This window comes from Prosthecobacter fusiformis (assembly GCF_004364345.1).
Lineage (GTDB): Bacteria > Verrucomicrobiota > Verrucomicrobiia > Verrucomicrobiales > Verrucomicrobiaceae > Prosthecobacter > Prosthecobacter fusiformis.
In genome coordinates this window covers 824,265-850,425 of the sequence record NZ_SOCA01000001.1, presented here as the reverse complement: position 1 = coordinate 850,425, position 26,161 = coordinate 824,265, and the positions used below count along the sequence as shown (strand labels likewise).

At 57.3% G+C, this 26,161-nt stretch carries 20 protein-coding genes; 12 read left to right on the top strand and 8 right to left on the bottom strand.

Translation table 11 applies throughout. The features are described 5' to 3' along the window. Positions 1-148: 148 nt before the first annotated feature. Both EI77_RS03220 and EI77_RS03215 read right to left on the bottom strand, forming a co-directional pair. On the bottom strand, positions 149-646 hold the full coding sequence (locus EI77_RS03220) for a cation transporter (RefSeq protein WP_133793308.1): 498 nt from the start codon (positions 644-646) through the stop codon (positions 149-151). An 82-nt stretch (positions 647-728) separates the two neighbouring features. Beyond that, positions 729-1,751: a methyltransferase gene (locus EI77_RS03215; protein ID WP_208300254.1), complete on the bottom strand. Its 1,023-nt coding sequence runs from the start codon at positions 1,749-1,751 to the stop codon at positions 729-731. Positions 1,752-1,817: 66 nt separating this feature from the next. Here EI77_RS03215 and EI77_RS03210 point away from each other — a divergent pair, with 66 nt between their 5' ends. Both EI77_RS03210 and EI77_RS03205 read left to right on the top strand, forming a co-directional pair. Further along, positions 1,818-2,060, top strand: a complete 243-nt coding sequence (locus tag EI77_RS03210) for a glutaredoxin family protein (protein WP_133793306.1) — start codon at positions 1,818-1,820, stop codon at positions 2,058-2,060. Positions 2,061-2,154: 94 nt separating this feature from the next. Beyond that, positions 2,155-3,876, top strand: a complete 1,722-nt coding sequence (locus tag EI77_RS03205; protein WP_133793305.1) for an ABC transporter ATP-binding protein — start codon at positions 2,155-2,157, stop codon at positions 3,874-3,876. 1 nt (position 3,877) lies between these two features. Here the strand turns inward: EI77_RS03205 and EI77_RS03200 are convergent, their stop codons facing one another. Then, positions 3,878-4,546 carry a YoaK family protein gene (locus tag EI77_RS03200; RefSeq protein ID WP_133793304.1) on the bottom strand — a complete coding sequence of 223 codons (669 nt, stop codon included), beginning with the start codon at positions 4,544-4,546 and terminating at the stop codon, positions 3,878-3,880. 189 nt (positions 4,547-4,735) lie between these two features. Here EI77_RS03200 and EI77_RS03195 point away from each other — a divergent pair, with 189 nt between their 5' ends. The 6 genes from EI77_RS03195 to rpoD all read left to right on the top strand — a co-directional run bounded on the left by EI77_RS03195 (position 4,736) and on the right by rpoD (position 12,099). Continuing rightward, positions 4,736-6,124: an FAD-binding oxidoreductase gene (locus EI77_RS03195; protein ID WP_133793303.1), complete on the top strand. Its 1,389-nt coding sequence runs from the start codon at positions 4,736-4,738 to the stop codon at positions 6,122-6,124. Then, positions 6,121-7,200, top strand: a complete 1,080-nt coding sequence (locus tag EI77_RS03190) for a beta-ketoacyl synthase N-terminal-like domain-containing protein (RefSeq protein WP_133793302.1) — start codon at positions 6,121-6,123, stop codon at positions 7,198-7,200. Before EI77_RS03195 ends, EI77_RS03190 begins: the two co-directional genes overlap by 4 nt. A gap of 93 nt (positions 7,201-7,293) precedes the next feature. Beyond that, complete coding sequence (gene pyrR, locus EI77_RS03185; protein WP_166647001.1) at positions 7,294-7,854, top strand: bifunctional pyr operon transcriptional regulator/uracil phosphoribosyltransferase PyrR; 561 nt, start codon at positions 7,294-7,296, stop codon at positions 7,852-7,854. Next, positions 7,851-8,780, top strand: coding sequence for an aspartate carbamoyltransferase catalytic subunit (locus EI77_RS03180; protein ID WP_133793300.1), 930 nt, complete (start codon positions 7,851-7,853; stop codon positions 8,778-8,780). Before pyrR ends, EI77_RS03180 begins: the two co-directional genes overlap by 4 nt. 90 nt (positions 8,781-8,870) lie before the next feature. Then, entirely contained in the window at positions 8,871-10,106 is a 1,236-nt protein-coding gene (locus EI77_RS03175; RefSeq protein WP_133793299.1) for an exo-beta-N-acetylmuramidase NamZ family protein, read from the top strand. A 124-nt stretch (positions 10,107-10,230) separates the two neighbouring features. Beyond that, entirely contained in the window at positions 10,231-12,099 is a 1,869-nt protein-coding gene (gene rpoD, locus EI77_RS24060; protein ID WP_133793298.1) for an RNA polymerase sigma factor RpoD, read from the top strand. A 93-nt stretch (positions 12,100-12,192) separates the two neighbouring features. On the opposite strand, the gene uvrA is transcribed toward rpoD, so the two are convergent. The 5 genes from uvrA to EI77_RS03145 form a co-directional block, all read right to left on the bottom strand. Next, the gene (gene uvrA, locus EI77_RS03165) at positions 12,193-17,829 is read right to left on the bottom strand and encodes an excinuclease ABC subunit UvrA (protein ID WP_133793297.1); all 5,637 of its coding nucleotides are present in this window, start codon (positions 17,827-17,829) and stop codon (positions 12,193-12,195) included. A gap of 99 nt (positions 17,830-17,928) precedes the next feature. Next, complete coding sequence (locus EI77_RS03160) at positions 17,929-19,680, bottom strand: C39 family peptidase (protein ID WP_133793296.1); 1,752 nt, start codon at positions 19,678-19,680, stop codon at positions 17,929-17,931. Positions 19,681-19,779: 99 nt separating this feature from the next. Further along, positions 19,780-20,946 (bottom strand): prenyltransferase/squalene oxidase repeat-containing protein, encoded by a 1,167-nt coding sequence (locus EI77_RS03155; RefSeq protein ID WP_133793295.1) that lies wholly within the window; start codon positions 20,944-20,946, stop codon positions 19,780-19,782. Further along, positions 20,943-21,830 carry a YdjY domain-containing protein gene (locus tag EI77_RS03150; protein WP_133793294.1) on the bottom strand — a complete coding sequence of 296 codons (888 nt, stop codon included), beginning with the start codon at positions 21,828-21,830 and terminating at the stop codon, positions 20,943-20,945. Before EI77_RS03150 ends, EI77_RS03155 begins: the two co-directional genes overlap by 4 nt. Further along, the gene (locus tag EI77_RS03145) at positions 21,830-22,516 is read right to left on the bottom strand and encodes a zinc metallopeptidase (RefSeq protein WP_279586898.1); all 687 of its coding nucleotides are present in this window, start codon (positions 22,514-22,516) and stop codon (positions 21,830-21,832) included. The genes EI77_RS03150 and EI77_RS03145 overlap by 1 nt, the downstream gene beginning before the upstream one ends. Before the next feature lie 163 nt (positions 22,517-22,679). Between EI77_RS03145 and EI77_RS03140 the strand changes: the two genes are divergently transcribed. The 4 genes from EI77_RS03140 to EI77_RS03125 all read left to right on the top strand — a co-directional run bounded on the left by EI77_RS03140 (position 22,680) and on the right by EI77_RS03125 (position 26,057). Further along, positions 22,680-23,411: a hypothetical protein gene (locus EI77_RS03140; protein WP_133793292.1), complete on the top strand. Its 732-nt coding sequence runs from the start codon at positions 22,680-22,682 to the stop codon at positions 23,409-23,411. Between the two features lie 105 nt (positions 23,412-23,516). After that, positions 23,517-23,756: an acyl carrier protein gene (locus EI77_RS03135; protein ID WP_133793291.1), complete on the top strand. Its 240-nt coding sequence runs from the start codon at positions 23,517-23,519 to the stop codon at positions 23,754-23,756. Between the two features lie 95 nt (positions 23,757-23,851). Continuing rightward, positions 23,852-25,102, top strand: coding sequence for a M48 family metallopeptidase (locus EI77_RS03130; RefSeq protein ID WP_133793290.1), 1,251 nt, complete (start codon positions 23,852-23,854; stop codon positions 25,100-25,102). Positions 25,103-25,235: 133 nt separating this feature from the next. Then, the gene (locus EI77_RS03125) at positions 25,236-26,057 is read left to right on the top strand and encodes an outer membrane beta-barrel protein (RefSeq protein WP_133793289.1); all 822 of its coding nucleotides are present in this window, start codon (positions 25,236-25,238) and stop codon (positions 26,055-26,057) included. Positions 26,058-26,161 lie beyond the last annotated feature (104 nt).

The window sequence follows — 26,161 nt, the reverse complement described above, 5'->3', positions numbered from 1 at the left end:
GACTAGACCAAGGGGGCGCGTAGGGCAAGAGGGGGATGCATTGGGCGGAGAGTGGCTGAGGTCCCGTGGGAAAACAAAATCTCCGAGCACCTGGGGAGGTGACCGGAGATCGAATTGCGGATTACCGCGAGTGAATGCCGGAGCTGCCTTACTTCACTGTGCCGTGGAAACCAGCCTTGTTCATGGAGGCGAGGAGGTCAGACTCGGTAAATTCGCCCTGGACGGTGAAGGTCTTGGCTTTGTTTTCGATGGTGTATCCGGTGACACCGGGGACGTCTTTGACGGCGGCGGTCATGGCATTGACACATTTCTGGCAGCAAAGGTGAGCCCCGGTGACGGTGACATCCGTGAGTTTTTTAGCAGATGAGGATGCGCTAGGAGCGGCAGATTCATCGGAAGGCTTGCCGTAATATCCAGCCTCCATGATGGCAGCGACGGCTTTTTTGGCGTTGGCCTGGGACTTAGCGGTGATAGTGACAGTCTTGCCCTCGGCGGTGACGGTGGTGTCTTTGATGCCAGCCGCGGATTTGACGATGCCGTTGGTGCAGCCTTTGCAGCAGTTGTGCACGCCTTCGAGCGTGACGGTGGTTTCCGCCTGGGCGAAGGAGGCTAAAAAGAGGAGCGAAGCGATGAGGGTGTATTTCATGTGCGTATCAGAGACGTGCCAGGGGCGCGCGACTTTGCTTTTTATCGCAGAAAAAGCGCTGCTGGGACCGAGCTGCGGTGATTTAACCACGGGTGGCGAGCATGAAACCACGCCCGACGACGGTATCCTGGTATTCGCCAGGGGTGAAACCGGCCTCCGTTAGGAGGGCTGCGTATTCGCCTGTGCTATAGCATTTTCCCTGGGTGGAGTGCATGAGCAGGCAGGAGTATTCGGCGACGTGGAGAGGGCCGGTTTTATCCGCATTGATGAAGGCATCGTGAATGATGAGGAGGCCACCAGGAGGAAGAGAGGCGTGGGAGATGGCCAGCAACTGGCGCACCTCATTCACATCCCAGTCGTGAAGGACATTGGAGAAGAGGTGGACATCACAATCTGTGGGGAGGCCATCGAACATGTTGCCCGTGGTGACGGTGACGCGATCTGCGCAGCCACGCTCAGTGATGAGTTTTCCGGCGATGCGGTCCACGGGGGCTTGGTCGAAGACAACGGCGCTCAGATGAGGATGCTGCGCGGCGATGGAGCAGGCATAGATGCCGGAGCCTGCGCCGATATCGAGCAGGCGGTTGCGCCCGGTGAGGTCGAGTTTTTTAGCCAATGCCTGGGCCAGGTAACGGCCACGGCAATCCATGGCGGCAGTGAAACTGCGGGCGAAGTCTTCCTGCTCCATGGCTTTATGCCAGTCGAAGGCAGCTTTGTCCCCGGACCAGCCGGCGGGTTTGCCCGTGCGGAGGACCTGGATGAAATCGCGAGCGATGGGCCGGTCATGCAGGGAAGCATAATAAGGCCCGAGGAACCATTCTGAGCCGGAGCAGAGGTGTTCCTGGCCGGTGGGCGTGAGGTGGAAGGTGGAGCCATTGCAGCGCACCCAGCTATTGGTGACGAAGAGAGTCATCATCACATCAGCGGGGCGCTCTTTAAAGCCGTGATGGACACAGATTTCCGCGAGCGTGGAGGGATGGGCGGCGAGCCAGGTGAAGAAATCCAGGCTGAGGGCGGCAGTGACCAGATCCACGGCATAAAGGCCATCGCGATAACGATAAATGCTGAGGGGATCGGTGACGGGAGACGCAGTGAGGTCAGTCATGAAGGGAACCATGGAAGAAGTGGGATGCGTATGCTAGAAGAGAAACCAACCTCTCTTTGTAATCTTATGACTCCGATCCTGTATGTGAAAACTGGCTGCCCGTGGTGTGATGATGTGATCTCTTACATGGAGGCGAATGAGGTGCCGTTTGAACGGGTGGTCGTCTCAGGAAATCCGGAGGCGATGAAGGAGATGATCGCGCTATCTGGGCAGAGCAAGGCACCGACCATGGACTGGGATGGCGAGGTGCTGGCAGATTTTGGGGTCGATGAACTGATTCCATTTTTGAAGGCCCACCAGGCAGGTTGAGGCGAGTGAGCAGAAGGCGGCAAGTTTTGTTCCCTGATTGTCATGCGGACCAATCAGGGTTACGAAACGTATTCCTCTCTTCCCTACCTTTGCCTTGAAAACCATCCTTCGCGTCTTTTCCTACCTGCGCCGTTATCCGGTGATGGCTGCTGCGCAGCTTTTTTGTGCTATCACGGGTACGCTGATGGTGGTGGTTTTCCCCGCAGTGACGAGGGAGGTGCTGGATGTGGTGGTGCCGAAGGCGCAATGGGAGCGACTGACCCCGCTGATCCTCATGGCGCTGGGGGCGTATTTTGCCCAGCATTTGTTTAACAGCCTGCGCATCATGCTAAACAATACCTTTGAGCAGAAGGTGATCTATGACCTGCGCAGTGATCTCTACCAGAGGCTGCAAACACTGCCGCTGAGGTGGTTCGACAACCGCCCGACGGGAGACATCATGACCACGGTGGGGGAGGATATCCCGAGCGTGGAGCGGGTGCTGATTGATGGCATTGAGCAGGGGCTGGTGGCGGTGATCCAGATCGCGGTGGTGGGTGCCTTCATGTTTCAAGCGGATGTAACGCTGGCGATGTGGGCGCTGGTGCCGATCCCTTTTTTAGCTGCGGGAGCAATGGCCTATACGCGCACATCCAAGGACCGGCATCGTGCGGTGAGGCGCGCCAGCAGCGGCATGAACAGCCTACTACATGACAACGTGGCCGGGATGCGCCAGATCAAAGCCTACGCGATGGAGAAAGAGGAGCTGTCCCGTTTTAATGGAGCGAGTGAAACGCTGAAACAGGCCTCTCTGCATGTGATGCGCATCTGGGCCATGTACCGGCCCGGGATGCACTTTTTGACCAGCTTCGGCATGGTGCTGGTTCTGTGGGTGGGCGCGAAAGGACTGATGGAAGGGCGCATCGAAAAAGGGGATCTGGCGGCTTTCCTCCTGCTGCTGAAGTTTTTCTACGACCCCATCGAGCAACTGCATCAGCTCAACCAGATCATTCAGGGAGGGCGGGCTGCTGGTGAGCGTGTTTTCGATATTCTGGATACCGAACCTGAAACGGATACGACCGAAGGCCGCAAGCTGACGGAGATCAAAGGGCACGTGAAGTATGAAGACGTGGGCTTCAGCTATGGTGGCAAAATCCCGACGGTGCACGGCATCCGCCTGGAAGCGCAGCCGGGGCAGACCATCGCCCTGGTGGGGCCGACCGGGGCTGGTAAGTCCACGCTGATCAACCTGCTAACCCGTTTTTATGAATACGATGAAGGTGTGATCACCATCGACGGAGCGCCGGTTCATGAATTGAACAAGGCCTGGCTGAGAAGCAGCATCGGGTATGTGACACAGGAGAGTTTTCTCTTCAATGGGACGGTGCGGGAGAATCTGGTGATTGGCCGACGCAATGCCACTGACGAAGAGCTGTGGCAGGTATTGGAGAGTGCCAATGCGGATGCCTTTGTGAGGCGGCTGGACAAAGGCCTGGATACACGGGTGGGAGAGCGCGGAGTGAAGCTGAGTGTGGGGGAAAAGCAGCGCATCAGCATCGCGCGGGCGCTTTTGCGAAATCCGCCGATCCTGCTGCTGGACGAGGCAACAGCCAGCGTGGACACAGAGACAGAACGGCAAATCCAGACTGCCCTGGATCGGCTGATGGAAAACCGCACGAGCTTTGTGATCGCCCACCGCCTAAGCACAGTCAGGCATGCGGACCGGATTTATGTGCTGGAGCGTGGCCAGATCATTGAACAAGGAACCCACGATGAGCTGGTGAGCCAGGGCGGACTGTACGCGCGGCTTTGCCGGACATCCTTGATTGAGGCTTGATTCAGCCAGCAGGCCGGGTGCGCCATTGATGCAGGATGTATCCGGCTGCTGTTAAGGCCGTGAGTACTCCTGGAATAAGCAGGGCGGAATAGCTGATCCAGCGAAAGGCCAAGGCACCGACGATGCCGCCGCAGAAGAAGCCGGAAATAATGAGCACGCACAGCCAGAGACGGCGTGAATCCACAGGCAAACCCCTGAGGAAGTGGCCGAGGAAGATGCCGAGATCTGTAAACATGCCGGACAGGTGGGTGGTGCGGATAGCTGCACCGCTGTAAGCACTGACCATGGCATTCTGAAGACCACAGGCGCAGGAGGCGGCATACATTCCGGACGGGCTGCCCCAGTTCAACAGCGGGACCGAGAGGCACAGAAGGAAGGATTCCAGCAACAACGCGATGCCATAACGGCGGCCTAGCTGGAGGGTACTGTCCTGGATGATGTAGCCGCTTAAGACAGTGCCTGCCATGAAGGAGAAAAGTACTGCGGCAAGGTGGAGTGCCGAAGCCCCATCCAGCTCGGCCACCGCTGCGGCGAGCATGGAGGTGGTGCCGGTCAGGTGAGTGACTGCCTGATGCTCAAAACCTAATAACCCAACGACATTCACCATGCCTGCGACGAAGGCCAAAGCCCATGCTCCTGCCCAGATCCAGGAGGGGAGTTTGGAGATCATAAGGGAACTGGATAAAGGGCTTTTTCACTAAAAGGCCTGTATGGCAGAATTCAAGCGGGCTGCAGGATGGAATAAGTTGAGGCCGCGATGCATTTCAATGTGATCCATGGGTTGGACAGAGGTTAAAGCAGGCAATAAAGCATTCGCTGGCCAGTTGCCTTGTCCGGCGGACTCGCCAAAAGTGCGGGCGTGAATTCCATCACTGCCAACCATGCGGAGACTCTTCGCGCCCTGCTTTCCCCGGACCGTGTATTGACTGAGGCCGAGGACATCCTGCCGTACAGCTTTGACGGGACGGCTGCGCTGAAGGTAAAACCTGGCGCAGTGGTTTTCCCACAGACCTCTGAAGAAGTGGCGGCTTGTGTGAAGCTGGCACGGGAAGCGAACATCCCTGTGGTGACGAGAGGATCTGGAACGGGATTGAGCGGCGGGAGCGTGCCTATGCAAGGCTGCCTGGTGATCTGTTTGGTGCAGATGGACAAGATCCTGGAGGTGGATGAAAAAAACCTGACCATGCGTGCGCAGTGCGGGGTGATCACCAAGGAGATCGATGACACTGCGGCGAAGGTGGGGCTGTTTTATCCGCCGGACCCCGGGAGCATGAAGATCAGCACCATCGGAGGCAATGTGGCCGAGAATAGTGGCGGTCTTCGCGGCCTCAAATACGGGGTGACGCGGGACTATGTGATGGGCCTGCAGGTGGTGCTGCCGGACGGGACACTGACGTGGTTGGGCAACAAGTGTGTGAAGGATGTAGCCGGGTATTCGATGAAGGATCTTTTCATCGGCAGCGAGGGTACACTGGGGATCATCACCGAGGTTCTCATCAAGCTGTTGCCCCGGCCTGTGGCCAGGAAGACGATGCTGGCTCTCTATGACCGGCTGGAATCTGCCGCGGAGACGATCAGTGCGATCATCGCGGCGAAGATCATTCCCTGTACGCTGGAGTTTCTGGACCGGACGACGGTGCAATGCGTGGAAGATTATGCCAAGATCGGCCTGCCGACGGATGTGGAGGCTCTGGTGCTGATGGAGACGGACGGGCATCCCATCGTGGTCCAGGAAGAGGCGGAGCAAATGATGCAACTGGCGCGCCTGAACGGTGCCCGTGAAGTGCGTGCGGCGGCGGATGAAGCAGAGGGCGCGAAGCTGGCCTCCGCCCGGCGCAATGCCTTTTCCGCCCTGGCGCGGGTGAGGCCGACGACCATCCTGGAAGATGTAACGGTGCCACGCACGGAACTGGCCCACATGGTGACCTACATCCGCGAATGCGCCATACGCCATAACCTGAAGGTGGGCACGTTTGGCCATTTGGGAGATGGTAATTTGCACCCGACTTTCCTGACCGATGAAAGAGACCATGAAGAAATGCACCGGGTGGAGGCAGCCTTGGAGGAGATCGTGAATGAAACCCTGCGCCTAGGCGGGACGGTCACGGGCGAGCACGGGGTGGGGCTGGCCAAGAAAGCCTTTGTGCGGCGGCAATTGGGAGATGGGAGCTATGAACTGATGAGGAGCATCAAACGAGCGCTGGATCCGCAGTGTCTGCTGAATCCAGGAAAGATTTTTGATCTGTGAGCCGCATCGCCATCACTGCTGCCGAGGCCGCCTGTGCCCTGGGAGATACTTTGGATTCCAGTCTGGCCACGTGGACGGCGGGAAGGAGCGGACTGACACACTGTGATGGTCTGCTGGCAGGAAGGATCGCGGACCGCAGTTTGCTGAAAGGTCGCCGCTATGGGGCGGCAAGCAATCTGGCAGTGCAAGTGGCCAGAAAGGCGGTGGCCAAGGCGGGATGGAGCGAGGAGGAACTACGCAAGTGCTGGCTCTTTGCTGCCAGCAGTCGTGGCAATGCAGGTGAACTGCTGGGTAGCCACGCATGGCGGCGGCCCTCACGGCGATTCAGCGCGAGCAACACCCTGCATAGCGAGATCGCTGCGGCAGTCAGCATCGAACTGGGTATCCACGGGCCTTGGCAGATGATTTCGAATGGATGCTCGGCGGGGCTGGATGCGCTGGGCCTGGGCTGGATGGCGATGAAGGCAGGAATGACGCAACGCGTACTGGTGGTGGCGGTGGACCTGCCTTTATACCCGGAACTGCTGCGCGACTTCGAGGATACGCGTCTGCTTTCCAAGAATGGGATGAATGATCCGCTATCCCCTGCGACGAGTGGTTTTCACCCAGGGGAAGCAGGCGTGGCGATCACTCTGGAGGCTGGGGGTGCAGGGCCTGCCATGCTGCAATATGGAGCCAACAGTGATGCCTATGATTCCCTGGTGATCCCGGAGGATGGAGCGGGCTTGGCTGAATTGCTGGCGGGTTTTGATAAACCGAATCTGGTCTGCCCGCATGCCACCGGGACGCCGAATCACGCTGTGGCGGAGATGAATGCCCTGCATCGGGCCTATGAATCAGTGCCGCCGTTGCTGCTGCTGAAGCCTTTCACGGGCCATACCCTGGGGGCCAGCGGTCTGCTGGATGTGGCGCTGATGGCGGAGGCACTGCGCCGGGGCGGGCTGCCGGGGAATCTGGCGGGGCTTACTTGTCCTGAGGGCCTTTCTTTAAACGTTCCGGCGTCTCCTCAGCGGGTGCTAAAGATCGCCTCCGGCATGGGCGGGCACAATGCAGCGGTGATGCTGGGCGGGGAATGAACCTGAGGCGAACGAAAGGTTTACCCGCCCGGCTTCGTGGCTTGTGGATGAAATCCCGTTGACGCTTACGCGTCCCTGCATTCATCTCAGGGTGTGACTGAACCGCCTGACAAACTCCGCCAACTTCTGGACGCCGCTGGGGTGGCGCGTTGCCTGGATGAAATCGCGGCAGCCATGGATGCCCGCTGGAAAGGCGAGGAAAAGATTGCCCTCGTTGGCGTTTACCGCCGTGGGGTCCCCTTCGCCCGGGCTCTGGCTGAGCGCCTGCGTGCACGGGGGCGGGAGGTGGATTTTGGTAAAATCGACATCACCCAATATCGGGATGACCTGCAGACGATGACGGTGCTGCCCAAGCTGGAGGGATCTGAACTGGGCTTTGACCTTGATGACGCTGTCGTCATTCTTTGTGACGAGGTGATTTATACCGCCCGCACTTCCCGCGCGGCTTTGGATGAGCTGCTGGATTTTGGGCGGCCGCGCTGTGTCCAGTTTGCGGTGCTGGTGGACCGTGCAGGCCGTGAGCTGCCATTACAACCTGACTATGCCGGGATCCGCGTGGACCTGACGCCGAACGAACGAGTGAGCGTGCGATTCGCCGATGGCGACGGACGCGACGAAGTCTTTGTCAGACCCTGGCCACAGAAAACTACATGAGCATCACCCCACGCAAAGACCTCCTGGACATCGCCTCCCTGACGAATGAGGAAATCGAGTTTGTCCTGGCCAATGCCGTGCCTTTTAAGGACCTCTTCAAACGCAGTGTGAAGAAGGTGCCGACGCTGAAAGGGCAGACGGTGCTGACACTTTTTTATGAGCCGAGCACACGCACACGATCTTCCTTTGAAGTGGCGGCCAACCGCCTTTCTGCGGACGTGACCCATTTTGACATTGAGTCGTCCAGCGTGGTCAAAGGCGAGTCGGTGCTGGATACAGTCGAGACCTTGGAATCCATGCGGGTAGATTACATCGTGGTGCGACACAAGCAGTCAGGAACCCCGAGTTTGATCGCCAAAAATACTCGCGCCAGCGTGATCAATGCAGGTGATGGTTGGCATGCTCACCCGACACAGGCGCTGCTGGATGCCTTTACCCTGCGTGAAAAGTTCAAGGATATGCGGGGAGCACGGGTGCTCATTGTCGGGGATATTCAGCATAGCCGCGTGGCCCGCAGCACCAGCCTGATTTTCCGTCGGCTGGGCATGAACGTTTCTTACCTGGCTCCCGGCTCCATGATGCCGCGCGAGACACCCGAAGAGGTGAAGCTTTTTGGAAACTGGGCGGATGCCCTGGAGTGGAAGCCGGATGTGGTTTATCTCCTCCGCGTCCAGAGCGAGCGCATGGATGAACCCTTTTTCCCCAGCGCCGCCGAATACCATAAAAATTACGGTCTCACAGATGCCCGAGTGCAGATCCTGAGGGAGCGCGGCCTATGGCTAATGCATCCTGGGCCCGTCAATCGCGGCGTGGAGATCACGGATCAGGGCATGAATTACGAGAAGAGCCTGATCAACCAGCAGGTGGAAAACGGCATCGCAGTGCGCATGAGCGTACTTTATTGGCTGAAACCGGGCGCGGTGTGAGAAGATAAAGATGGATTGGATGTCTTTGCATCTACCCAGAAAACGATTCTCCATTTGACCCATGAGGCTGGCAACGCCTCTGTCGTGGCCATGGGTTCCCGACGTTCCTTTCTCCTTTCTGGCGCTGCGTTTTTGACCGGATGCCAGGTGAGCCAGATGCCGCAGGCGATGCCCCCTCAGCAGGGGGGACCCTTCATGCTGGGGATTGATTTCCTGGCTTCGCGAAATTTTGATCTGCTGAGAGGCAAGCGGGTGGGGCTGATCACCAATCACACCAGCGTAAACGGGCGTGGTGAAATGACCCGTACGGTGATGCAGCGGGCGCTAGGGTCATCCTTTACTGCGCTCTATGCCCCGGAGCATGGCATCGACGGGACCATTGGGGCTGGTATCCATGTCAGCACCCGGCGGGACAGTGTGACCGGGCTGACGGTTTACTCGCTTTATGGCCCTACCCGGAAGCCGACGCCGCAGATGTTGGCTCCGATTGATGTGCTGGTATTCGATCTCCAGGACATCGGCTGCCGAAGTTATACCTACATCAGCACCATGGCGGTGGCGATGGAGGCGTGTGCGGAAAACGGCAAGCAGTTTGTGGTGCTGGACCGGCCGAATCCCATGGGGGGCTGGAGGGTGGAAGGACCGCCGCTGGAATCCCAATGGAAGTCTTTTGTGGGACAGATCCCGGTTCCCTATGTGCACGGGATGACGGCAGGGGAACTGGCGATGATGACGGGGAGCAAGGGCTGGATCACCCGCGCCCCGCGTTTAAACGTGGTGAAAATGCAGGGCTGGACTCGTAGCATGGTCTGGCAGGATACAGGGCTGAGGTGGTATCGGACTTCTCCCAACATCCCGTATGCCACATCGCCGCAGTACTATGTGGCCACAGGTATCCTGGGCGGCGGTTCTGCGGTGGATATTGGGATCGGCACGGAAAACCCATTCGGGTATGCGGGCGGTAGTGGGGTGGATCCGCAGGCGATGATGGCGGCCTGCCAGCGGTGGAATGTGCCTGGGGTGAGCTTCAGCCCTTATTCCCGCAACGGTTTCGGCGGGGTGCGTTTAAACATCCATCCCCGTGCCCAGGCGGACCTGACGGCGCTGGACGTGATGCTGCTGGGGGAACTGAACCGGCTGACCGGCGGCAAGGTGCTCAGCCGCATGAGCGGATCAAAACTGAATCTTTTCCACAAAGTTTATGGTAGTGAATCCCTTTATCGGGACCTGCGTCGGGGAGTGCCTGCTAGCCGTATTATTTCCGGGTGGAATGGCTGGGTAAGCTCTTTCCGCAGTGCACGGCAACGATATCTGCTGTATCCATAAGCGCACCCTCAGAAACCTGCTAATTCAAAGATTGTCTTGACCATATGGATGCCGCCAAGATATTCACCCTTCTTAGCCCATTAACCGGGCTGTCATTTACCCCCTAGGAATCCGCGGCGTCTCTATGGCCGTCCCCAAAAAACCAGCTCCCGGAAAGTCAACCAACGGCAAGACCGCCTCTTCATCCCCCGCTGCCGCCCCATCCCGTGCTGCAGCTCAGGAAGAAAAGCGTGGTCGAGGACGTCCACGCATTCATCCTGTGAGCGACCGCTCAGGCGAAGCCTCTGAGGTAGGTCCTGACGGACAGCCGATGAAGCGCAAGCGCGGACGTCCGCCGAAGTCCAGCTTTACCCCGCCGACACCGACGGTGGTGTATGATGACATCAACGCACCTGAGGTGCAGGCACGCTTGCGCACTCTGATCCTCCTGGCCAAGGACCAGGACCATCTGACGTGGGATGATGTGAATGAGGCGCTGCCTCTCGGCATCGTCACCCCTGACCTGATGGACGAGGTGATCAGCCGCCTGAGGGCCATGGAAATTCGGGTGGTGGAGGAAGGCGATCTCACTGGCCAGACAGCCATGAAATTGCTGGCCCGTGCCGTGGAGGAATCGGCCACCAGCGAGCGGGCGGATACAAAACTGGACAGCCTGGATGATCCTGTGCGCATGTATCTGCGCCAAATGGGCCAGGTGCCCTTGTTGACGCGGGACCAGGAAATCCAGATCTCCAAACGCATTGAAAAGGCAGAAATCAGCCTGTTGAGTTGCCTGCAAAATGTCGGCTTTGTGGCGCGCCACTTTCTTCAGTTTGCCGAAAGTCTGGCCAATGGGCTGGAGCGCTTTGACCGGCTCGTGATTGACCGCAAGGCAGAAGAACGAGACAATTATTTCAAGAAACTGACGCCTCTCCTTGAGCAGGCTCGGGACAGCTATCAGAAGACCTCGGACCTTTACGTGGCCCATACGAAGGCCCCTGAAAAAAAGAAAGACTCCACCAGGGAGGCCTTCAACAACGCCCGCAGCGCCTTTTTTAAACTGTGTGCGAAGTTCTTCTTTAAGCAGAAGATTAATGAGGACTTCGTGGCTCTTATCCAGCAAAAGCTGCGCGAGATGGAGCAACTGGAACATGAGCTCCGCCAGCATCCGAAGAATGATCTGGCCAATGAAGCCCTGCATCAGTTCCAACTTCAGGCCTGGCAGAATACGGAAGGATACCGCCAGATCGCTGCCGATGCACGCCGTTGCGTGGCGGAGTCCACCCGTGCGAAGACGGAGATGATCGAGGCCAACCTGCGGCTGGTGATTTCCATTGCCAAAAAATATACCAACCGCGGCCTCTCCTTTCTGGATCTTATCCAGGAGGGCAATATGGGCCTGATGCGTGCGGTGGAGAAATTTGAATACCGTCGCGGCTATAAATTTTCCACGTATGCCACGTGGTGGATCCGTCAGGCCATTACCCGTAGCATTGCGGATCAGGCGCGGACCATCCGCATCCCGGTGCACATGATCGAGACGATCAACAAACTGATGCGGGTGAACAAGCAGCTCGTCCAGGAACTGGGCCGTGACCCGACTCCGGAAGAGATTGCTGAGGAGATCCATCTGCCGGTGGAACGTGTGAACGCGGTCCTGCGCATGGCGCAGCAACCCGTTTCCATGCAGGCGAAGGTGGGTGACAGTGATGGCGATACTGAATTTGGCGATTTCATTGAGGACAAGGAAGCCCATGACCCCATGGAACTGACCGCGATGAACCTGCTGCGTGACAAACTCCGCGACGTGCTGGATACGCTGAATCCGCGTGAGCGCGAGGTGCTGGAACAGCGCTTCGGCCTTGTGGATGGTGCGGGCCGTACACTTGAGGAAGTGGGCAAGCAGTTCCAGGTCACACGCGAACGCATCCGCCAGATTGAGGCCAAGGCCTTGAGGAAACTCCGTCATCCAACCCGCATTCGCAAACTGGGCGGATTCTTTGGAGGAAGCTGAGGTCCTTGCTCTTGAGGGAAGCGTGGCCAGATCGGCACGCTTTTCATTGAGGCTCCCAAACGCCACGCCCTGGAGGGCATGGCTTAGGATGAGTTACGGAGTGAGGATCTTTTTCAGGAAGGGAGCGGTGCGGCTCACTTTGTGGCGAGAGACCTCCAGCGGAGTGCCTGACGCGACGACCTGTCCGCCGTCCACGCCCGCTTCAGGACCGATATCAATGATGTAATCAGCCTCGGCGAAGATATCGGGGTGATGCTCAATGACGACGACGGTATGGCCATCATCGACGAGGCGATGGAGGATGTCGATGAGACGGCCGACATCGGACATGTGGAGGCCGATGGTGGGCTCTTCAATGAGGTAGAGGTTCTTCTTCTGGTTCTTCAGGCCGCGAATTTTTTCGGTGGCGGAGCGTGAGACACCGCCGCTGAGCTCGGTGACGAGCTTGATTCGCTGGGCCTCGCCACCGCTGAGGGTGGGGCTGGGCTGGCCTAACTGCAAGTATCCAACGCCGGTATCAGCCAGGAGCTGCAAGGGGCGTGCGATGCGCTGCTGATGGGCGAAGAATTCTGCGGCCTCGGTGATGCTCATCTTCAGCACCTGCCCGATGTTTTTTCCGTTGTATTCGATCTCCATGGTGGCGGAGTTAAAACGCAATCCGTTGCAGATCTCACAATGCACGCGGGTGGTGGGAAGGAAGTTCATTTCCACCTTCACATTGCCATTGCCCTGGCAGGCTTCGCAGCGGCCCCCTTCAGTATTGAAGGAGAATCGCCCGGCATCGTAGCCACGAGCACGGGCCACAGGGACCTGGGCGAAGAGCTTGCGGATGTCATCCAAGACCCCCACGTAAGTGGCGGGGCAGGAGCGCGAGGTCTTGCCAATGGGGGACTGGTCCACCTCATAGACGAAGCCGAAGTTTTCTGCGCCGGTGATGGTTTTCCAGGGTTGGTTGACGGACTTGCGTTTCTTCTCCTTGCTGAGGAGATTCTTCATGCCGGGGAAGAGCACCTGATGGAGAAAAGTGCTTTTTCCACTGCCGCTCACGCCGGTGATGACGGTAAGGCGGCCTACAGGAATCTGGACGTCAATGTTCTTGAGGTTATTGGCGTGGGCCCCCAGGATTTTCAGCCAGCCGTCCTTGCTTCTAGCGGCAGGGAGGTCACGCCACTGACCCTGGAGGGGATGTTTGAAGGGATTGCGCAGGCCCTGGCCAGTAACGCTTTTTTTATCCTTGAGGATGTGGGCGAGATTGCCCTGAGAGATGACCTCGCCACCGAAGCGCCCGGCTCCCGGCCCGAGGTCGATGATGGTATCGGCACGGCGCATGGTGTCGTCATCATGCTCAACAACGAGGAGGGAATTTCCCTTGTCTCGCAGGGCGACGAGGGTATCGAGCAGGCGCTCATTATCCCGTGGATGCAGGCCGATGGTGGGCTCATCCAGGACATAAAGAACGCCGCGCAGATTGCTGCCGAGCTGGGCGGCGAGGCGGATGCGCTGGGCCTCGCCCCCGCTGAGGGTATCGGCACTGCGGTTGAGTTGGAGATAACCCAGGCCGACTTCCTTCATGAAATGCAGGCGCTGCTCGATCTCCGCCATAATGTCACGGGCGATGACGGCTTCGGTGCCGTTGAATCTGAGCTTTTTGACGGATTCGGCGGCATCCAGAGCGGACTTGGCATTGATGTCCGGGACAGTGAAATCCTGCAGGCGGACATAGCGTGCCGTTTCATTGAGGCGTGAGCCGTGACACTCCAGGCAGAGGGTGCGGACGTTGTCTTCTTCATCGTCATCTTCACTGCGGGATAGGCGGCGCTCCTCCTCCATTTCGGCCTCCAGCTTGGAGATGTCATCGCGGCGTGGAGTGGCCCCATTGGAAGACACTTTAAAACCGAATCCTCGGCAGGTCGGGCACCAGCCGTGTGGGCTGTTGAAGGAGAACAGACGCGGGTCCAGCTCCTCAAAAGAGAGGTCACATTTAGGGCAGCTCATCTCAGTGCTGAGCACTTGCGATGTGTTGCCTGGAAGCCAGAGCTTGAGGGTCCCTTTGCCCATCTTCAGGGCCTTTTCCAAAAGAGGTCGCAGCTCCAGGGCAGAAGTGCCTTTTTTAACATCACCGACGACGGCATCGATGCTGTGCTCTTTGAACCGCTCCAGTCGCTGAAAGTTGGCGGTCTCGCGGAACTGTCCATCGACCAGGAGGAGGGTGATGCCTTGTTTAGCGGCAGCTTCGGCCACCTCCGTATGGAAACCTTTGCGGGCCTTGATCAAAGGCGCGAGGATCTGCAACGGGCCTTTTTTAGCACGCTCCACCACGGTCTGGGTGATGGCGCTGAGGCTTTGCTTTTGCACGGGCACGTCGCATTTCGGACAGTATTGGGTGCCGAGCTTGGCGAAGAGAAGACGGAGGAAATGATAAACCTCTGTGACGGTGGCGACGGTGGATTTACCCCCTCCACGAGAGATTCGCTGCTCAATGGCGACAGTGGGAGGAACGCCGCTGATGACATCCACCTCCGGCTTTTCCATCTGCTCCACAAAGGTGCGGGCGAAGACGGACATGCTATCGAGGAAACGGCGCTGGCCTTCGGCAAAAACGAGGTCAAAGGCGAGGGAGGATTTACCGCTGCCGCTGAGCCCGGTCACGACCACAAACTGGTCGCGAGGAATCTCAATGGAGATGTTCTTGAGGTTATGCTCACGGGCACCGCGGATGCTGATGGTATTCGGCGTGGCGACGATGGGGGCGGCATTTTTGCGGACTTGGTATTCAGCCGCTCTTTCAGCAACTCGTGTCTCTGCACGGCCTGCGCCAAACTTTTCCGCGAGGTATTTTCCGGTCCAGGATTGCTCACAGGCGGCGACTTGCTCCGGGGTGCCTGCCACGACGAGCTGCCCGCCCATGGCACCACCATCAGGACCCAGATCAATGACCCAGTCGGCGCATTGGATCACGTCCACATTGTGCTCGATGACAAGGAGGCTGTTACCTTCATTAACGAGGCGCTGAAGGAGCTTCACCAGCAGGGCGATGTCATCAAAATGAAGCCCCGTGGTAGGCTCATCCAGGAGCAGCAGGGCGGACTTCATATCAGCGTCTTTTTCAGAGGCGCTCTCAATCAGATGACCGACGAGTTTCAGGCGCTGGGCTTCGCCGCCGGAAAGCGTATTTAAGGGCTGGCCGAGCTTTAGATAACCGAGACCGGCCTCGACGAGAATGGCAAGCTGATCTGCGACTTGGCGGGCCTTGCGGATGAATGAGGCATCTGCGCGCGCATTGCCATTGCCTGCCGGTGCCTGCATGTGGAGAAACCATTCGGCCGATTCTTCAATTGTTAGGCCGAGGACATCGTGAATGCTTTTGTCATGCAGGCGAATCTTCAAGGCATGAGGCTGGTAACGCTTTCCCTCACACTCCGGGCAGGTGACATACAGGTCGCTAAGGAACTGCATTTCGATCTTCTCGAACCCATTGCCCATGCAGCGTTCGCAGCGGCCCTCGCCTGAATTGAAGGAGAAGAATCCAGGGGTGATGCCCTGTGCCTTAGCATCCTCACTCTCCGCAAAGAGGGTGCGGATGGTATCAAAGGCACCGACATAAACCGCAGGTGTACTGCGGGGAGTACGGGCCAGGGGAGACTGGTCCACCATGATGACTTGGCTGAGCTTTTCATGACCGCTGATGGAGCGCACGCGCCCTGGTTCATCCTCGCCCACTTCCCCGCGTAGGCGCTGGAGATTGCGATACAGAACCTCATGCACAAGGGTACTTTTGCCTGAGCCGGAGACGCCGGTGATGCAACAGAAGACGCCGAGGGGAATTTCGACATCCAGGTTTTTAAGGTTGTTTTGACGGGCACCTTTGATCTGCAACCGGGGTGCTTTTTTGATGGAGCGTCGGCTGTCCGGTACCTGGATGGTTTTGCGGCCGGTGAGGTAATCGGCAGTCAGGGAACCTTCCATTTTTTCCAGGCCGCTCAAGGGGCCGTCATAAACGAGGCGACCGCCTTTGTCCCCGCGTCCGGGGCCGATCTCGATGACGTGATCTGCGGCACGCATCACGGACTCTTCATGCTCGACGACGAGGAGAGTATTGCCTTTGTCGCGGAGGCCTTCCATGACGCCGATGAGGCGGCCAATATCCCGGGGATGGAGGCCGATGCTGGGCTCATCCAAAACGAAGAGCGTATTGACCAATGATGCTCCTAAACATGTGGTTAGGTTGACGCGTTGCAGTTCCCCGCCGCTGAGTGTGCGGGTGAGGCGGTCCAGGTGAATGTAACCGAGGCCGGCCCGGTCCAGATAACTGAGGCGACCGCCGATTTCATCACGCAGCATCTGGGTGGCATTATCACCGGGTGTCACAGCCCAGCTTTGCACAAGGGGCAGGAGGTCGGTGACAGGGAGGTTCCAGAGATCGGCAATGGTTTGGCCACCGACGCGGAAGTTGTAAGCGTCCTTTTTCAGGCGGCCACCATCGCAATCCGCACAGGTGGTATAAGCGCGGAAGCGGCTGAGAAAGATGCGGACATGCATCTTGTAGGCACGTCCTTCCAGCCATTTGAAGAAGCCTCTAACGCCATACCACTCGCCATCCTGCCAGGCGGCTTCAGGATCTTTGCCCACACCTTCGACCACCCATTTTTGCTCATCGTCAGGCAGGTCTGCGAAAGGGGTATCCAGATCTACGCCTTTGCGTTTCGCCGCACGCTCCAGATCATCCTGGCTTTCGCGATACGTGCTGCCGCTGAAGGCTTTGACCAGGCCGTCCCGGATGCTGAGCGATTCATCCGGCATCGCCTTGCGGAGGTCCAGGCCGAGAGTGCGGCCAAACCCCTTGCAGGTGGGGCAGGCACCGATGGGACTGTTGAAGGAAAAGAGGCCGGGGGTCGGCGGCGGGAGCTGGATGTCACAATCAGCGCAGCGCCAGTCGGTGGAGAAGGACGAGACGGCTCCACTGGCCGATTCTGAGAAGACTGCCGTCATCTGGCCTTTTCCCAAACGAAGGGCGGCCTCGATGGCTTCGCTCAAACGTGACTTTTGGTTAGGCTCGAGGGCCAGGCGATCCTGGATGACAAGGGCGATGGCGGGCAGCTTGCGTCCTTTCATGGCTCCCGGCTCATCGGTGCGAATGGCTTCTCCATATAGCCAGATGCGCAGATAACCCTGGCCCTGGAGGAAGGTGAAGAAATCCTCGACTGCGGTCCCCGCAGGAACGGGTACGCCAAAGCAAATCATCGCCTGCTGGCCTGCATGAGTGGTTAGCAGTTCATGCTGGATGCTTTCCGGGGTTTCCGGTTTCACCGGGCGGTGGCATTCCGGGCACTGGCCCTCCGCCAAGCGCGGGAAGAGCATCTTCAGGTAATCATTGATCTCTGTGATGGTGCCGACGGTGCTGCGCGTAGAGCGGATGTTATTCACCTGCTCAATGGCAATGGCCGGTGGTATCCCATGGATGGCATCCACCTTTGGTTTATCCATGCGCTCAAAAAACTGGCGCGTATAGGGGGAGAAGGTCTCCACATACCGGCGCTGGCCTTCCGCATAGATGGTATCAAAGGCGAGTGATGACTTCCCTGAGCCGCTGGGACCGGTCACCACGCAGAGCTTTCCCAGGGGCAAATCCAGGTCGATACCCTGCAAATTGTTCTGCCAGGCACCACGGACCTGGATGACGTCGGTGACAGCTTTGGGAGCAGGGGACTTGGCGGCAGATTTCTTCAGCATTGGGGGTGAGGAAGAATAGAGTTACGCTTAATGCAGTTCAAGTGAACTGTATTATTTCTGCAAAGCCGCCTTTTTGTGCATCCGAAGTCGGCCTGCTGACTATAAGCCGCGCGGCGACATCGAATAGAGGCCCATAGTGACCTCATAACCGGCGTTTTCAGACATACGCTTCAGCTCATGGCCCGCGCCCCAGGAATCGGTGAAAAGGACCTGATTCTTTGCACTGTTGTATCCAATGATCATGCGCATGTGGCCTCCGCTCACCTGGCCACCATTGGGCAACGGCGGATCCTCAGGGAAATGCCCCAGTTCCAATGCCCAAAGCAGGGGGATACCTTTGTCCACATGCTCTTTAACAATGATGGAAAACTGGCGGAGGGATACCCGGCGTTTGCCACCGGAGTAATAGATCTCGGGATTGATGAAGGGCTTGAAGGCAACTTTGTATTGGCCATCGATCTTCGCCAGGCTCTTCTGCATGGTTAGAATATTGGCCCCGTTTTCCGCATCCACGCTGACAAGCTGGGCGATCTCGTGCTGGTCGCAGGGGATCTGCATGTATTCAAAGAGGCGTTGGCAGCTCGCGGCCACGCAATAGCCCTTGGCTCCCTGGTCCACCATAGGGACACCCGCGATATAGACATCCCCCTCGGCCGTTTTGGTGATGTTGTTGAGCAAGGCCATTCTTTGGACACCCACAGTGAGCTTGCCCATGCTCCAGTCCGCTTGGTCGGGTGAGGCCAGTTTCACGCGCAGAAATTCAGGACGCCCGCCGCTATTGCTGTAGTCGTTGTGTTCCAGCAGCGCGATGCCCGCCGCCGTTTGCCACTGCCAACTGACCGTTTTAACGGCGGAAGAAATGGAGGCGGATTGGTTGCGCGGAGCTACTTTGAGAATTTGACCCAGGTGCTGGCCGGTCTTTTTGAAGAGCTGGCTGAACTGGGTGGGATCAATGTCACCCGTATCTCCTCGGTTGTAGAGGGAGATCGTGACCCGGGCTGCGCGGTTGTTGACGAATTCGACAATGGCTTCCTCCACCTTGAGGAATCTGCCAAACATGGAGATGTTGGCTTCCAGGTTGGTATACATTTTGCGCGAAAAGCGTGCGCGCGTTTTGCCCGCGTTGAGCCATTCAAACTGGGGAAGTTGTTCTTGGGGTTTTTCCGTTTTGGCGCGGTAGATTTGATCAAATTTTTCTGGGGTAGTGCTCCAGAATCCAGGCAGGTTCAGGAGTAAGTCGAGATCCACGTCCACATGGTTTATCTGGGCTGAGAAGGGGGACGTAGGGCTGCTGGCCGGAGTGGAGCCGCCCGCAGACACGGTGACCATCAACAGATCCGGGGCGGATTTGAAGATGGCGATACTGTGCGTCCCGCAGTCCCACCTTTTCATGGGTTCTTTCCTTTCCGGCGTTCCACGAATAGTGATCTCCGAGTCCTTCGCCTCGACCGTTAATTTCAAAGTTAGATAGTCCGCTAACATTTGGAAATGAGCGTTGGGACCAGATGGCAGATTCAGCGTGAACGAGTAGCGACCGGGGACGACATTTGAGGTGTAAACATTCAGTTCATGCAGAGTGAACTGCCTATCAAAAACTGATACCGTGCTAGAAGCGCCCAAGTTCCACCCATAAAGCTCCAGGTCAGGCTCATTCATGGCACCGCCAGGGGCAACATGATGGGGCTTTACCGGATCGAGCAGTGCCTTAAACTGATCCAGGGATGTGGCAAAAGGGTCTGCCAAATCGAGAATGGCATCCAGGTTAATCTGCGCTGGTGCCTGGGCTGCTGCGGAGCGGAGCAGCGCCAGACACAGGAGGGGCAATAGAATGATTTTTCCGCAGATGCGCATTCTCGCTTTTAGTAGGAAAAACCTGATATGGTCAACCCTACAATCTTAAAATGCATCCGAGAAAGGCCAGTTTGAAACATGGCCTGAGGCATGGGCCGCTCACATGCTTTCATGCACCCTGGCCAGGGCCATGAGCATGTAACTGGTGGCAAGCGTGGTGTCACTTTCCATCCAGCGGCCGGCACTATTCGCCCAGGAGCCGTCTCCCTGCTGGAGGTTGAGGAGCTTTTTGGCCAAGTCGGCACGCCAATCCACAGTCTGGCCATCTTTGGTTTTCAGGAAATCCACATCGGCGATGGCGAGGGCCTTGGCCATGGTGTGATAATAATAATAGAGGCCTTCAGGACCGACTCCGGGATTTTCCTCCAGCGTGTAGTTTTCGCTCAGCCACTGCATCACGGCTTTGACTCGAGGATCGTCCTTGTCTAGGCCAGCATAGATGAAACTAAGCATGCCCGCATAACTGATGCTGCCGTAGCTGCGAAGTGCGGTGCGGCCGTCTGGGGTCTTTTCTTCTTTGCCACGGGTTTCACCGGGGCTGTAAACGAATCCACCCGCATCTGCCTTGTCGGTGCTGACCCAGGAGGCCTTGTTCGTTTCAGGACGGTTTTGGCAGTTCTGGATGAACTGGATAGCGGCAGCAAAATTAAGCTGGGGCTCGTCTTTGCCAGCATCCCCTTTATCTGCCAGCAGGGCCTGGGAATAATAGAGCGCCTCCAGGGCAAAATGGGTGTTCGAAAGGTCGGCGTGAGCAGGTTTGTCGGGCTTGGGCGTGCCGTAGCCGATGCCGCCGTCGAAGGCGTTGTCGGCCTTGCCCTTTTCATCGAAATCATTTTGCTGACCGATGATGAAACGACGCGCGGCCAGGAGGATCTTTTCATCCTGGGGCTTGGGACTCAGCATGAGGGCAGTGAGCGCCAGTGAGGTATTGTAATTGGCGCGCGCTTTGACGTAGATGCCGCCATCCGGCTGGACGTTTTTCAGCAGGAAGGCATAGCCTTTTTCGACTTCAGGTGAAGGGGCATCTGTAGGCTGGCGGCCCGGAGTGAGGAGCTGGCTGATAATGGCCAGTGCGGTGAAGGCGACAGGTTCAGCATCTCCCCATTGGCCGGTTTCGGTATTTTGCTTCCCTTTCAGAAAGGCCAGTCCGCGATCATAAGCGAGGCGGATTTCCTGCTTTAAGGATTCATGACGAGCCGGTTGGGTGCCACTCTGCGCGAGGAGCATGGAGGGCAGGGCTAGGGAGAGGGCGACAGCGAGTTTCATGGTTGGACGGGGTTGATGACGAGCGTGACCGGGGTGCCTTCATCGGGGATGTTGGCAGGCAGGGAAATCCACAGATCATCCCGCCAGGCACCTTCGGCGGGGGAATTAATGAGAGCACCTCGGTCCAGCCACACGGCGATGATCGAGCCTTCATGCTGGCCGATGAAGCCACGCTCATCCACATAGGAGCCGTTGAAGACCCAAGTCTCGAGATCTGGTGGCGGCTGGCGGGTATCAGTATTTTGCACCCACTGTGAGAGGGGGGAGGATTTGGTTTCATCCCCGACTTTCCATTCCACGGTGATTTTCACCCGGTTGCCCTGGGGCTTAGCGGGTGGTTCCTCTTTCCATATTTTGGGCCGCTCGGCTTCCGGCACCTTGGTCAGCATGCCCTCCGTAGCAGCCTGATAATTGGCCAAAAGCAGCGCCACCTGGATGGCCGTGGGGCTGACGGAGGTGGTGAGTACGCTTTCATGCGTCTTCCCCGTCTCATGGACCAGCATGTATTCAATGGGGGCCTGCTTTAGCTCCACTCGAGTCGGGATGCGGATCTCCTTCGTGGCGGCATTGATGTGGATGCCGTCCAGTTCATAATCCGTTTCTGACATCTTTTTGAGGCGTTGCTGTGCCTCGGCTAGCTGCTTGGCACCATCCACTTTTTCCTCCTGGGCAGGGAGTACCGCCAGGCTGGATAAAAGCATGAGGGTAGTGAGAAAACGCGGCATCATGGGGAGAATACGTGGCTGGCAGTCCATGAACAGACTTGGCCACAGGTTGTGGATGAAGCAATCGTCATCCGAACGCGCTTTATCCAATAACAAAACCGGATGGACGAAATTCGCCCATCCGGTCGTGATTTGCACATGCTTGGCAAAAATCGCCATTATTCATCACTGCTGCGGGCACCGGTCATCTGGAGCAGGTAATAAAGGAAGTAGCCGAGAGTGCTGACGAAGGCGGCAACGTAAGTCAGCGCCGCCGCATCCAGGACCTTGCTCATGGCTCTGAACTCTTCTCCCTGAGCGACGGCTCCCGTGCCAGCCAACACTTTTTTAGCGCGCGCCGTGGCATCGAACTCCACCGGCAAAGTCACCAACTGGAACAGCATGAGGATACCGAAGCCGATCGCCATGACGGTGATGACCAAGTTATAAGGGAAGAAACCAAACACCATCCCGATGATGGGTACCCACATGACGATCTGGCTGGCGATGCTGGTGATGCCGACCGCCGCCATGCGCCACTGGAGGGGGCCATAGAGCTGCTTATGCTGGATGGCATGGCCACACTCATGGGCGGACACGCCCAGGGCTGCCACAGAAGTGCCATGGTAGTTTTCCTCCGACAGCACAAGGCGGCGGTTGGAGGGATCATAATGGTCCGTCAAGTGGCCCGGCGTGGAGTGGATGGTGACATCCCGGATGTTGTTGAGGTCCAGGATACGTTGGGCGATCTCCGCGCCTGTATAGCCGCTGGAAGCACGCACCTGGGAATAACGGTTATAGGCACTGCGCACCTTCCATGAGGCGAAGAGCGAGAGAGCCATGGTTCCGAGGAACAGTAGTATCATTGTCATACTTGATTGATTGGGGGGTTGCTTAAATTACGACGCATTATGCATAACCGGCCCTGAATTTCATGCCGTTGCAAAGTAAGGCCAAATTTGGAAGTGATGGATGGGTGAGAAAAAACGCAGGTTGCAAGCACGGTGCGGCGGGGCTCTGAGTGAAACCATGGATCCGTCACCGCCACCCTCATCCACCGAGACCATCGTGTGCCGCGTCACACCGTGGTATTTTCGCCGTCTGGGCCTGATGTCCGGCATGCTGGCGCTGATGGGGCTTTGGTTCCTTTACGACTGGAAATACGGATACCATGCGGCGAACAAAATCGCGGATCAAAAGGACTGGTTCGAAAAGGTGGTGCTGAAGGGGTATGACGAAGCTAAGTCTGGCGGGAGGCTGGAGCAGTGGGTGAAGGAGACCGAGGCCCAGGGACTGCCCGCAGGCAAAAATGGCGAGCCCCCTCGCTGGGTATCCTATGCGGCTGAACATAACTGGCCGGAAAAACCGCACCGGTGGACTGATAGGCAGATTCGGGACCAGTTTTGGTGGGGTACCTGCACCCTGCTGGTGGCGGCAGGGGTGGCATTGAATATGTTTCTGAATTGTAAGAAAGTCCTGTGCGCAGAGGCGGACCGCTGGACCACACCTGAGGGAGAAACGGTGCTCTTTACCCAGGTCTTTAAAGTGGATAAGCGTAAATGGGACAATAAAGGTCTGGCTTATGCCTGGCATCGCGAAAAAGACGGTACACGCGAAAAAAAGGCCATCATTGACGACCTGAAATTTGATGGCGCTGTGCGTGTGTTGGAACGCTTAACCGCCAACTTCCAAGGAGAACTGATCGAGAAGATACCTGAACCAGCGGCAGTTAATGAGGACGATAAAAAGGAGACTGAGTAAGCACTTCCAATTGAAAGGAATCCGTTAGTTTAAAAAAAGAGCGAATTCGTTCTTGCCAAATAATAACCAGCCGCTACCTCTCCGCCGCACCATCCCCCTTAATTTATGGCAGACAACATCCAAGAAAAAGTCCGTGACATCATCGTCGAACAGCTCGGCGTGAACCCTGAGCAGGTGACCCAAGAAGCCAAGTTCATCGAAGATCTGGGTGCAGATTCCCTGGACACCGTTGAACTGGTGATGGCCTTCGAAGAAGAGTTCGGCATCGACGTTCCTGATGAAGAAGCTGAGAAGCTTCAGTCCGTGGGTGATGTCGTTCGTTACGTCGAAGAAAACGCCGAGTAATCCCCGGTATCCATCCATTTCAAAAAGCAGACGGGAAACCGTCTGCTTTTTTTTGTGGTTGGAAATCAGCCAAAAGAGCGTGAAGGAGTTTCTGCATGTCTTTGTCCAACCCATGGTTCATCGCCGCCCTTGTGGGTGTGATCGGCGTTTTCCACCTCGAATTTTTCGCCACCCTTTTAAACCTGTCTCGCCTCGGGCGGGCGATTCCGGATTCTTTAGTGGGTGTCTTCTCTGAAGAAACACGTGAGAAACTGGTGGATTACATTCGCGATTCCAAACGGGTCAGCTTCACTCGGGATGTGACTCTGCTGGGAGTGCTCGTCGTGTTTTGGTGGAGCGGCGGCTTTGGCTGGCTGCAAGCGTGGGCTGAAGGCCAGGGACGGGGCCCCGTGGTCACTGGCGTATTTGTTATAGCCCTGGTGGTCCTGGCGCAGACGTGGATCAGCCTGCCGTTTGATGCATGGGACACCTTTGGGGTGGAGGCCCGCTACGGTTTTAACAAGACCACGCCCGCCACCTTCATCAGCGATCATTTCAAAAGTCTAGCGCTGATGGCCGTCATCGGTCTGCCTGTGGCGGGGGTAATCGTGTGGTTCTTCCAGACTCAGGCTTGGCCGGCCCTGTATGCCTGGCTTTTCATCGCCATCTTTACTCTCTTGATGACTTGGTTGGCACCGCGTGTGATCATGCCGCTTTTCCTCAAATTTCAGCCAATGGAAGCGGGGGAACTGCGGGAAGCCATCTTTGGGCTGGCCAGGAAACTCGACTTTCCAGTGAATGAAGTCAGCGTGGTGGACGGGTCACGCCGGTCCACGAAGGGCAATGCCTTCTTCGCTGGTTTTGGCAAAACGCGCCGCATCGCTCTCTATGATACCCTTTTGAAAAGCCATACCACGGATGAGATCGTGGCCATTCTGGCGCATGAGATCGGCCACAATAAATGCCGCCATGTACCCGTGATGCTGGCCCTGAGCCTGGCTGAAATGGGCCTGATGCTGGGACTCATGGGCTGGGCGCTGAAATCGCCACAGTTCTTTGCCGCGTTCGGGGTGCATGGCACGCCGGTAGGCATGGGATTGGTCCTGTTTGGGATGATCTATAAACCGCTGGGTGTCCTTACGGGCCTGCTCGGCCTGGCCATGAGCCGCAAGCATGAATTTGAGGCGGATGCCTTTGCCGCCAGGGCAGTGGGAAGTCACCGGCCACTCACAGAAGGATTAAAAAGGCTCTCGCGGGATCACTTGGCGCATCCGCAGCCCCACCCGCTGACGGTGTGGATGCACTACAGCCACCCGCCTCTGGTAGAGCGCCTGCGGGCGCTAGAATCTCTTCCTGCCTCATCCTGAGGATAAGGCGGCAGTAGCCAAAACAACAGCCGCACTGACTCAAAAAGTGAGAATATTGAAAAAAATGAGTGCAGTTGGGTTTATTTTGAATTATTTAAGATATACGAATAATCAAGGTTTACCCCGCAAACCCATGAAATCTGCTCTCATCTCCCTGCTGGTCGCTGCATTCATTCCTGCTGTGGCTGACGCGCAGACGCCTGGCGCTCCTGCTTATCCTGGATACCCCTCCGCAGGTTCAGGTCTTTATGGAAATACGGGTTACACGGCCATGTCGCCGACCTTGCCGCCGCCGACCATGAGTTCTCCCTATTCCGGGCCGACCATGATGGAGCCTGCGGCACCGGGATATGGATATCAGCAGCCGGCGACGACCAATAGCTGGGGCGGGGTACAGCAAAGCATGAACGGGAGTAACATGCTGAACTATCGGTACCTGGAAGCAGGCTATCGGTATGTGGATCCCAAAGGCGGCGAACTGAACGGCAGTCATGGACTGGGCGTGACTCTTTCGATGGATCTTCCGACCATCTTTTTCATCAAAGGCGGCTTTAACTGGAGCAGCGGTACGGGCAAGAAAAGTGTGCGTGGCGCTTCCGAAGCCGACTATGATCTCTCTGTCATCACCATCGGTGGGGGTGCGTATTTGGCCATCACGAACAACCTGCACTTTGTCGGGGAAATCGGTCTGGTGTATGCAAACCTCAGCTCTTCAGGAACCAGCATCAGCTATACGGATGGAGGCATTTATATACGGCCGAGCCTGCGCTATCAATTGGGCCAAAGGCTGGAACTCCAGGCTGGGGTGACGGTCAGCAGTGCTAACGATTATGATAGCAAGATCGTCGATTTCGGAGCTTATTTCCGTGTCTTTCACCAGGTGGATCTGAACCTGGGACTGGATATGGGTGACGAGAGCCGGACCGTGCGGGCAGGGGCCCGTATGCGCTGGTAATACTCCAGCCATCTTCCTTCAAATCTTAAGCGCCCTGATTTTTTCAGGGCGTTTTTTTTGAAGTCCATCCCGAGCCGTCGAAACGAATTATACATGTAAAAGGA

What these genes read in the sequence shown, in the direction of transcription:
- EI77_RS03220 (WP_133793308.1), bottom strand. Translation starts at nt 646, where the DNA reads ATGAAATACACCCTCATCGCTTCGCTCCTCTTTTTAGCCTCCTTCGCC.
- EI77_RS03215 (WP_208300254.1), bottom strand. Translation starts at nt 1,751, where the DNA reads ATGACTGACCTCACTGCGTCTCCCGTCACCGATCCCCTCAGCATTTAT.
- EI77_RS03210 (WP_133793306.1), top strand. Translation starts at nt 1,818, where the DNA reads ATGACTCCGATCCTGTATGTGAAAACTGGCTGCCCGTGGTGTGATGAT.
- EI77_RS03200 (WP_133793304.1), bottom strand. Translation starts at nt 4,546, where the DNA reads ATGATCTCCAAACTCCCCTCCTGGATCTGGGCAGGAGCATGGGCTTTG.
- EI77_RS03180 (WP_133793300.1), top strand. Translation starts at nt 7,851, where the DNA reads ATGAGCATCACCCCACGCAAAGACCTCCTGGACATCGCCTCCCTGACG.
- EI77_RS03175 (WP_133793299.1), top strand. Translation starts at nt 8,871, where the DNA reads ATGGGTTCCCGACGTTCCTTTCTCCTTTCTGGCGCTGCGTTTTTGACC.
- rpoD (WP_133793298.1), top strand. Translation starts at nt 10,231, where the DNA reads ATGGCCGTCCCCAAAAAACCAGCTCCCGGAAAGTCAACCAACGGCAAG.
- uvrA (WP_133793297.1), bottom strand. Translation starts at nt 17,829, where the DNA reads ATGCTGAAGAAATCTGCCGCCAAGTCCCCTGCTCCCAAAGCTGTCACC.
- EI77_RS03160 (WP_133793296.1), bottom strand. Translation starts at nt 19,680, where the DNA reads ATGCGCATCTGCGGAAAAATCATTCTATTGCCCCTCCTGTGTCTGGCG.
- EI77_RS03155 (WP_133793295.1), bottom strand. Translation starts at nt 20,946, where the DNA reads ATGAAACTCGCTGTCGCCCTCTCCCTAGCCCTGCCCTCCATGCTCCTC.
- EI77_RS03150 (WP_133793294.1), bottom strand. Translation starts at nt 21,830, where the DNA reads ATGGCGATTTTTGCCAAGCATGTGCAAATCACGACCGGATGGGCGAAT.
- EI77_RS03145 (WP_279586898.1), bottom strand. Translation starts at nt 22,516, where the DNA reads ATGATACTACTGTTCCTCGGAACCATGGCTCTCTCGCTCTTCGCCTCA.
- EI77_RS03140 (WP_133793292.1), top strand. Translation starts at nt 22,680, where the DNA reads ATGGATCCGTCACCGCCACCCTCATCCACCGAGACCATCGTGTGCCGC.
- EI77_RS03135 (WP_133793291.1), top strand. Translation starts at nt 23,517, where the DNA reads ATGGCAGACAACATCCAAGAAAAAGTCCGTGACATCATCGTCGAACAG.
- EI77_RS03130 (WP_133793290.1), top strand. Translation starts at nt 23,852, where the DNA reads ATGTCTTTGTCCAACCCATGGTTCATCGCCGCCCTTGTGGGTGTGATC.
- EI77_RS03125 (WP_133793289.1), top strand. Translation starts at nt 25,236, where the DNA reads ATGAAATCTGCTCTCATCTCCCTGCTGGTCGCTGCATTCATTCCTGCT.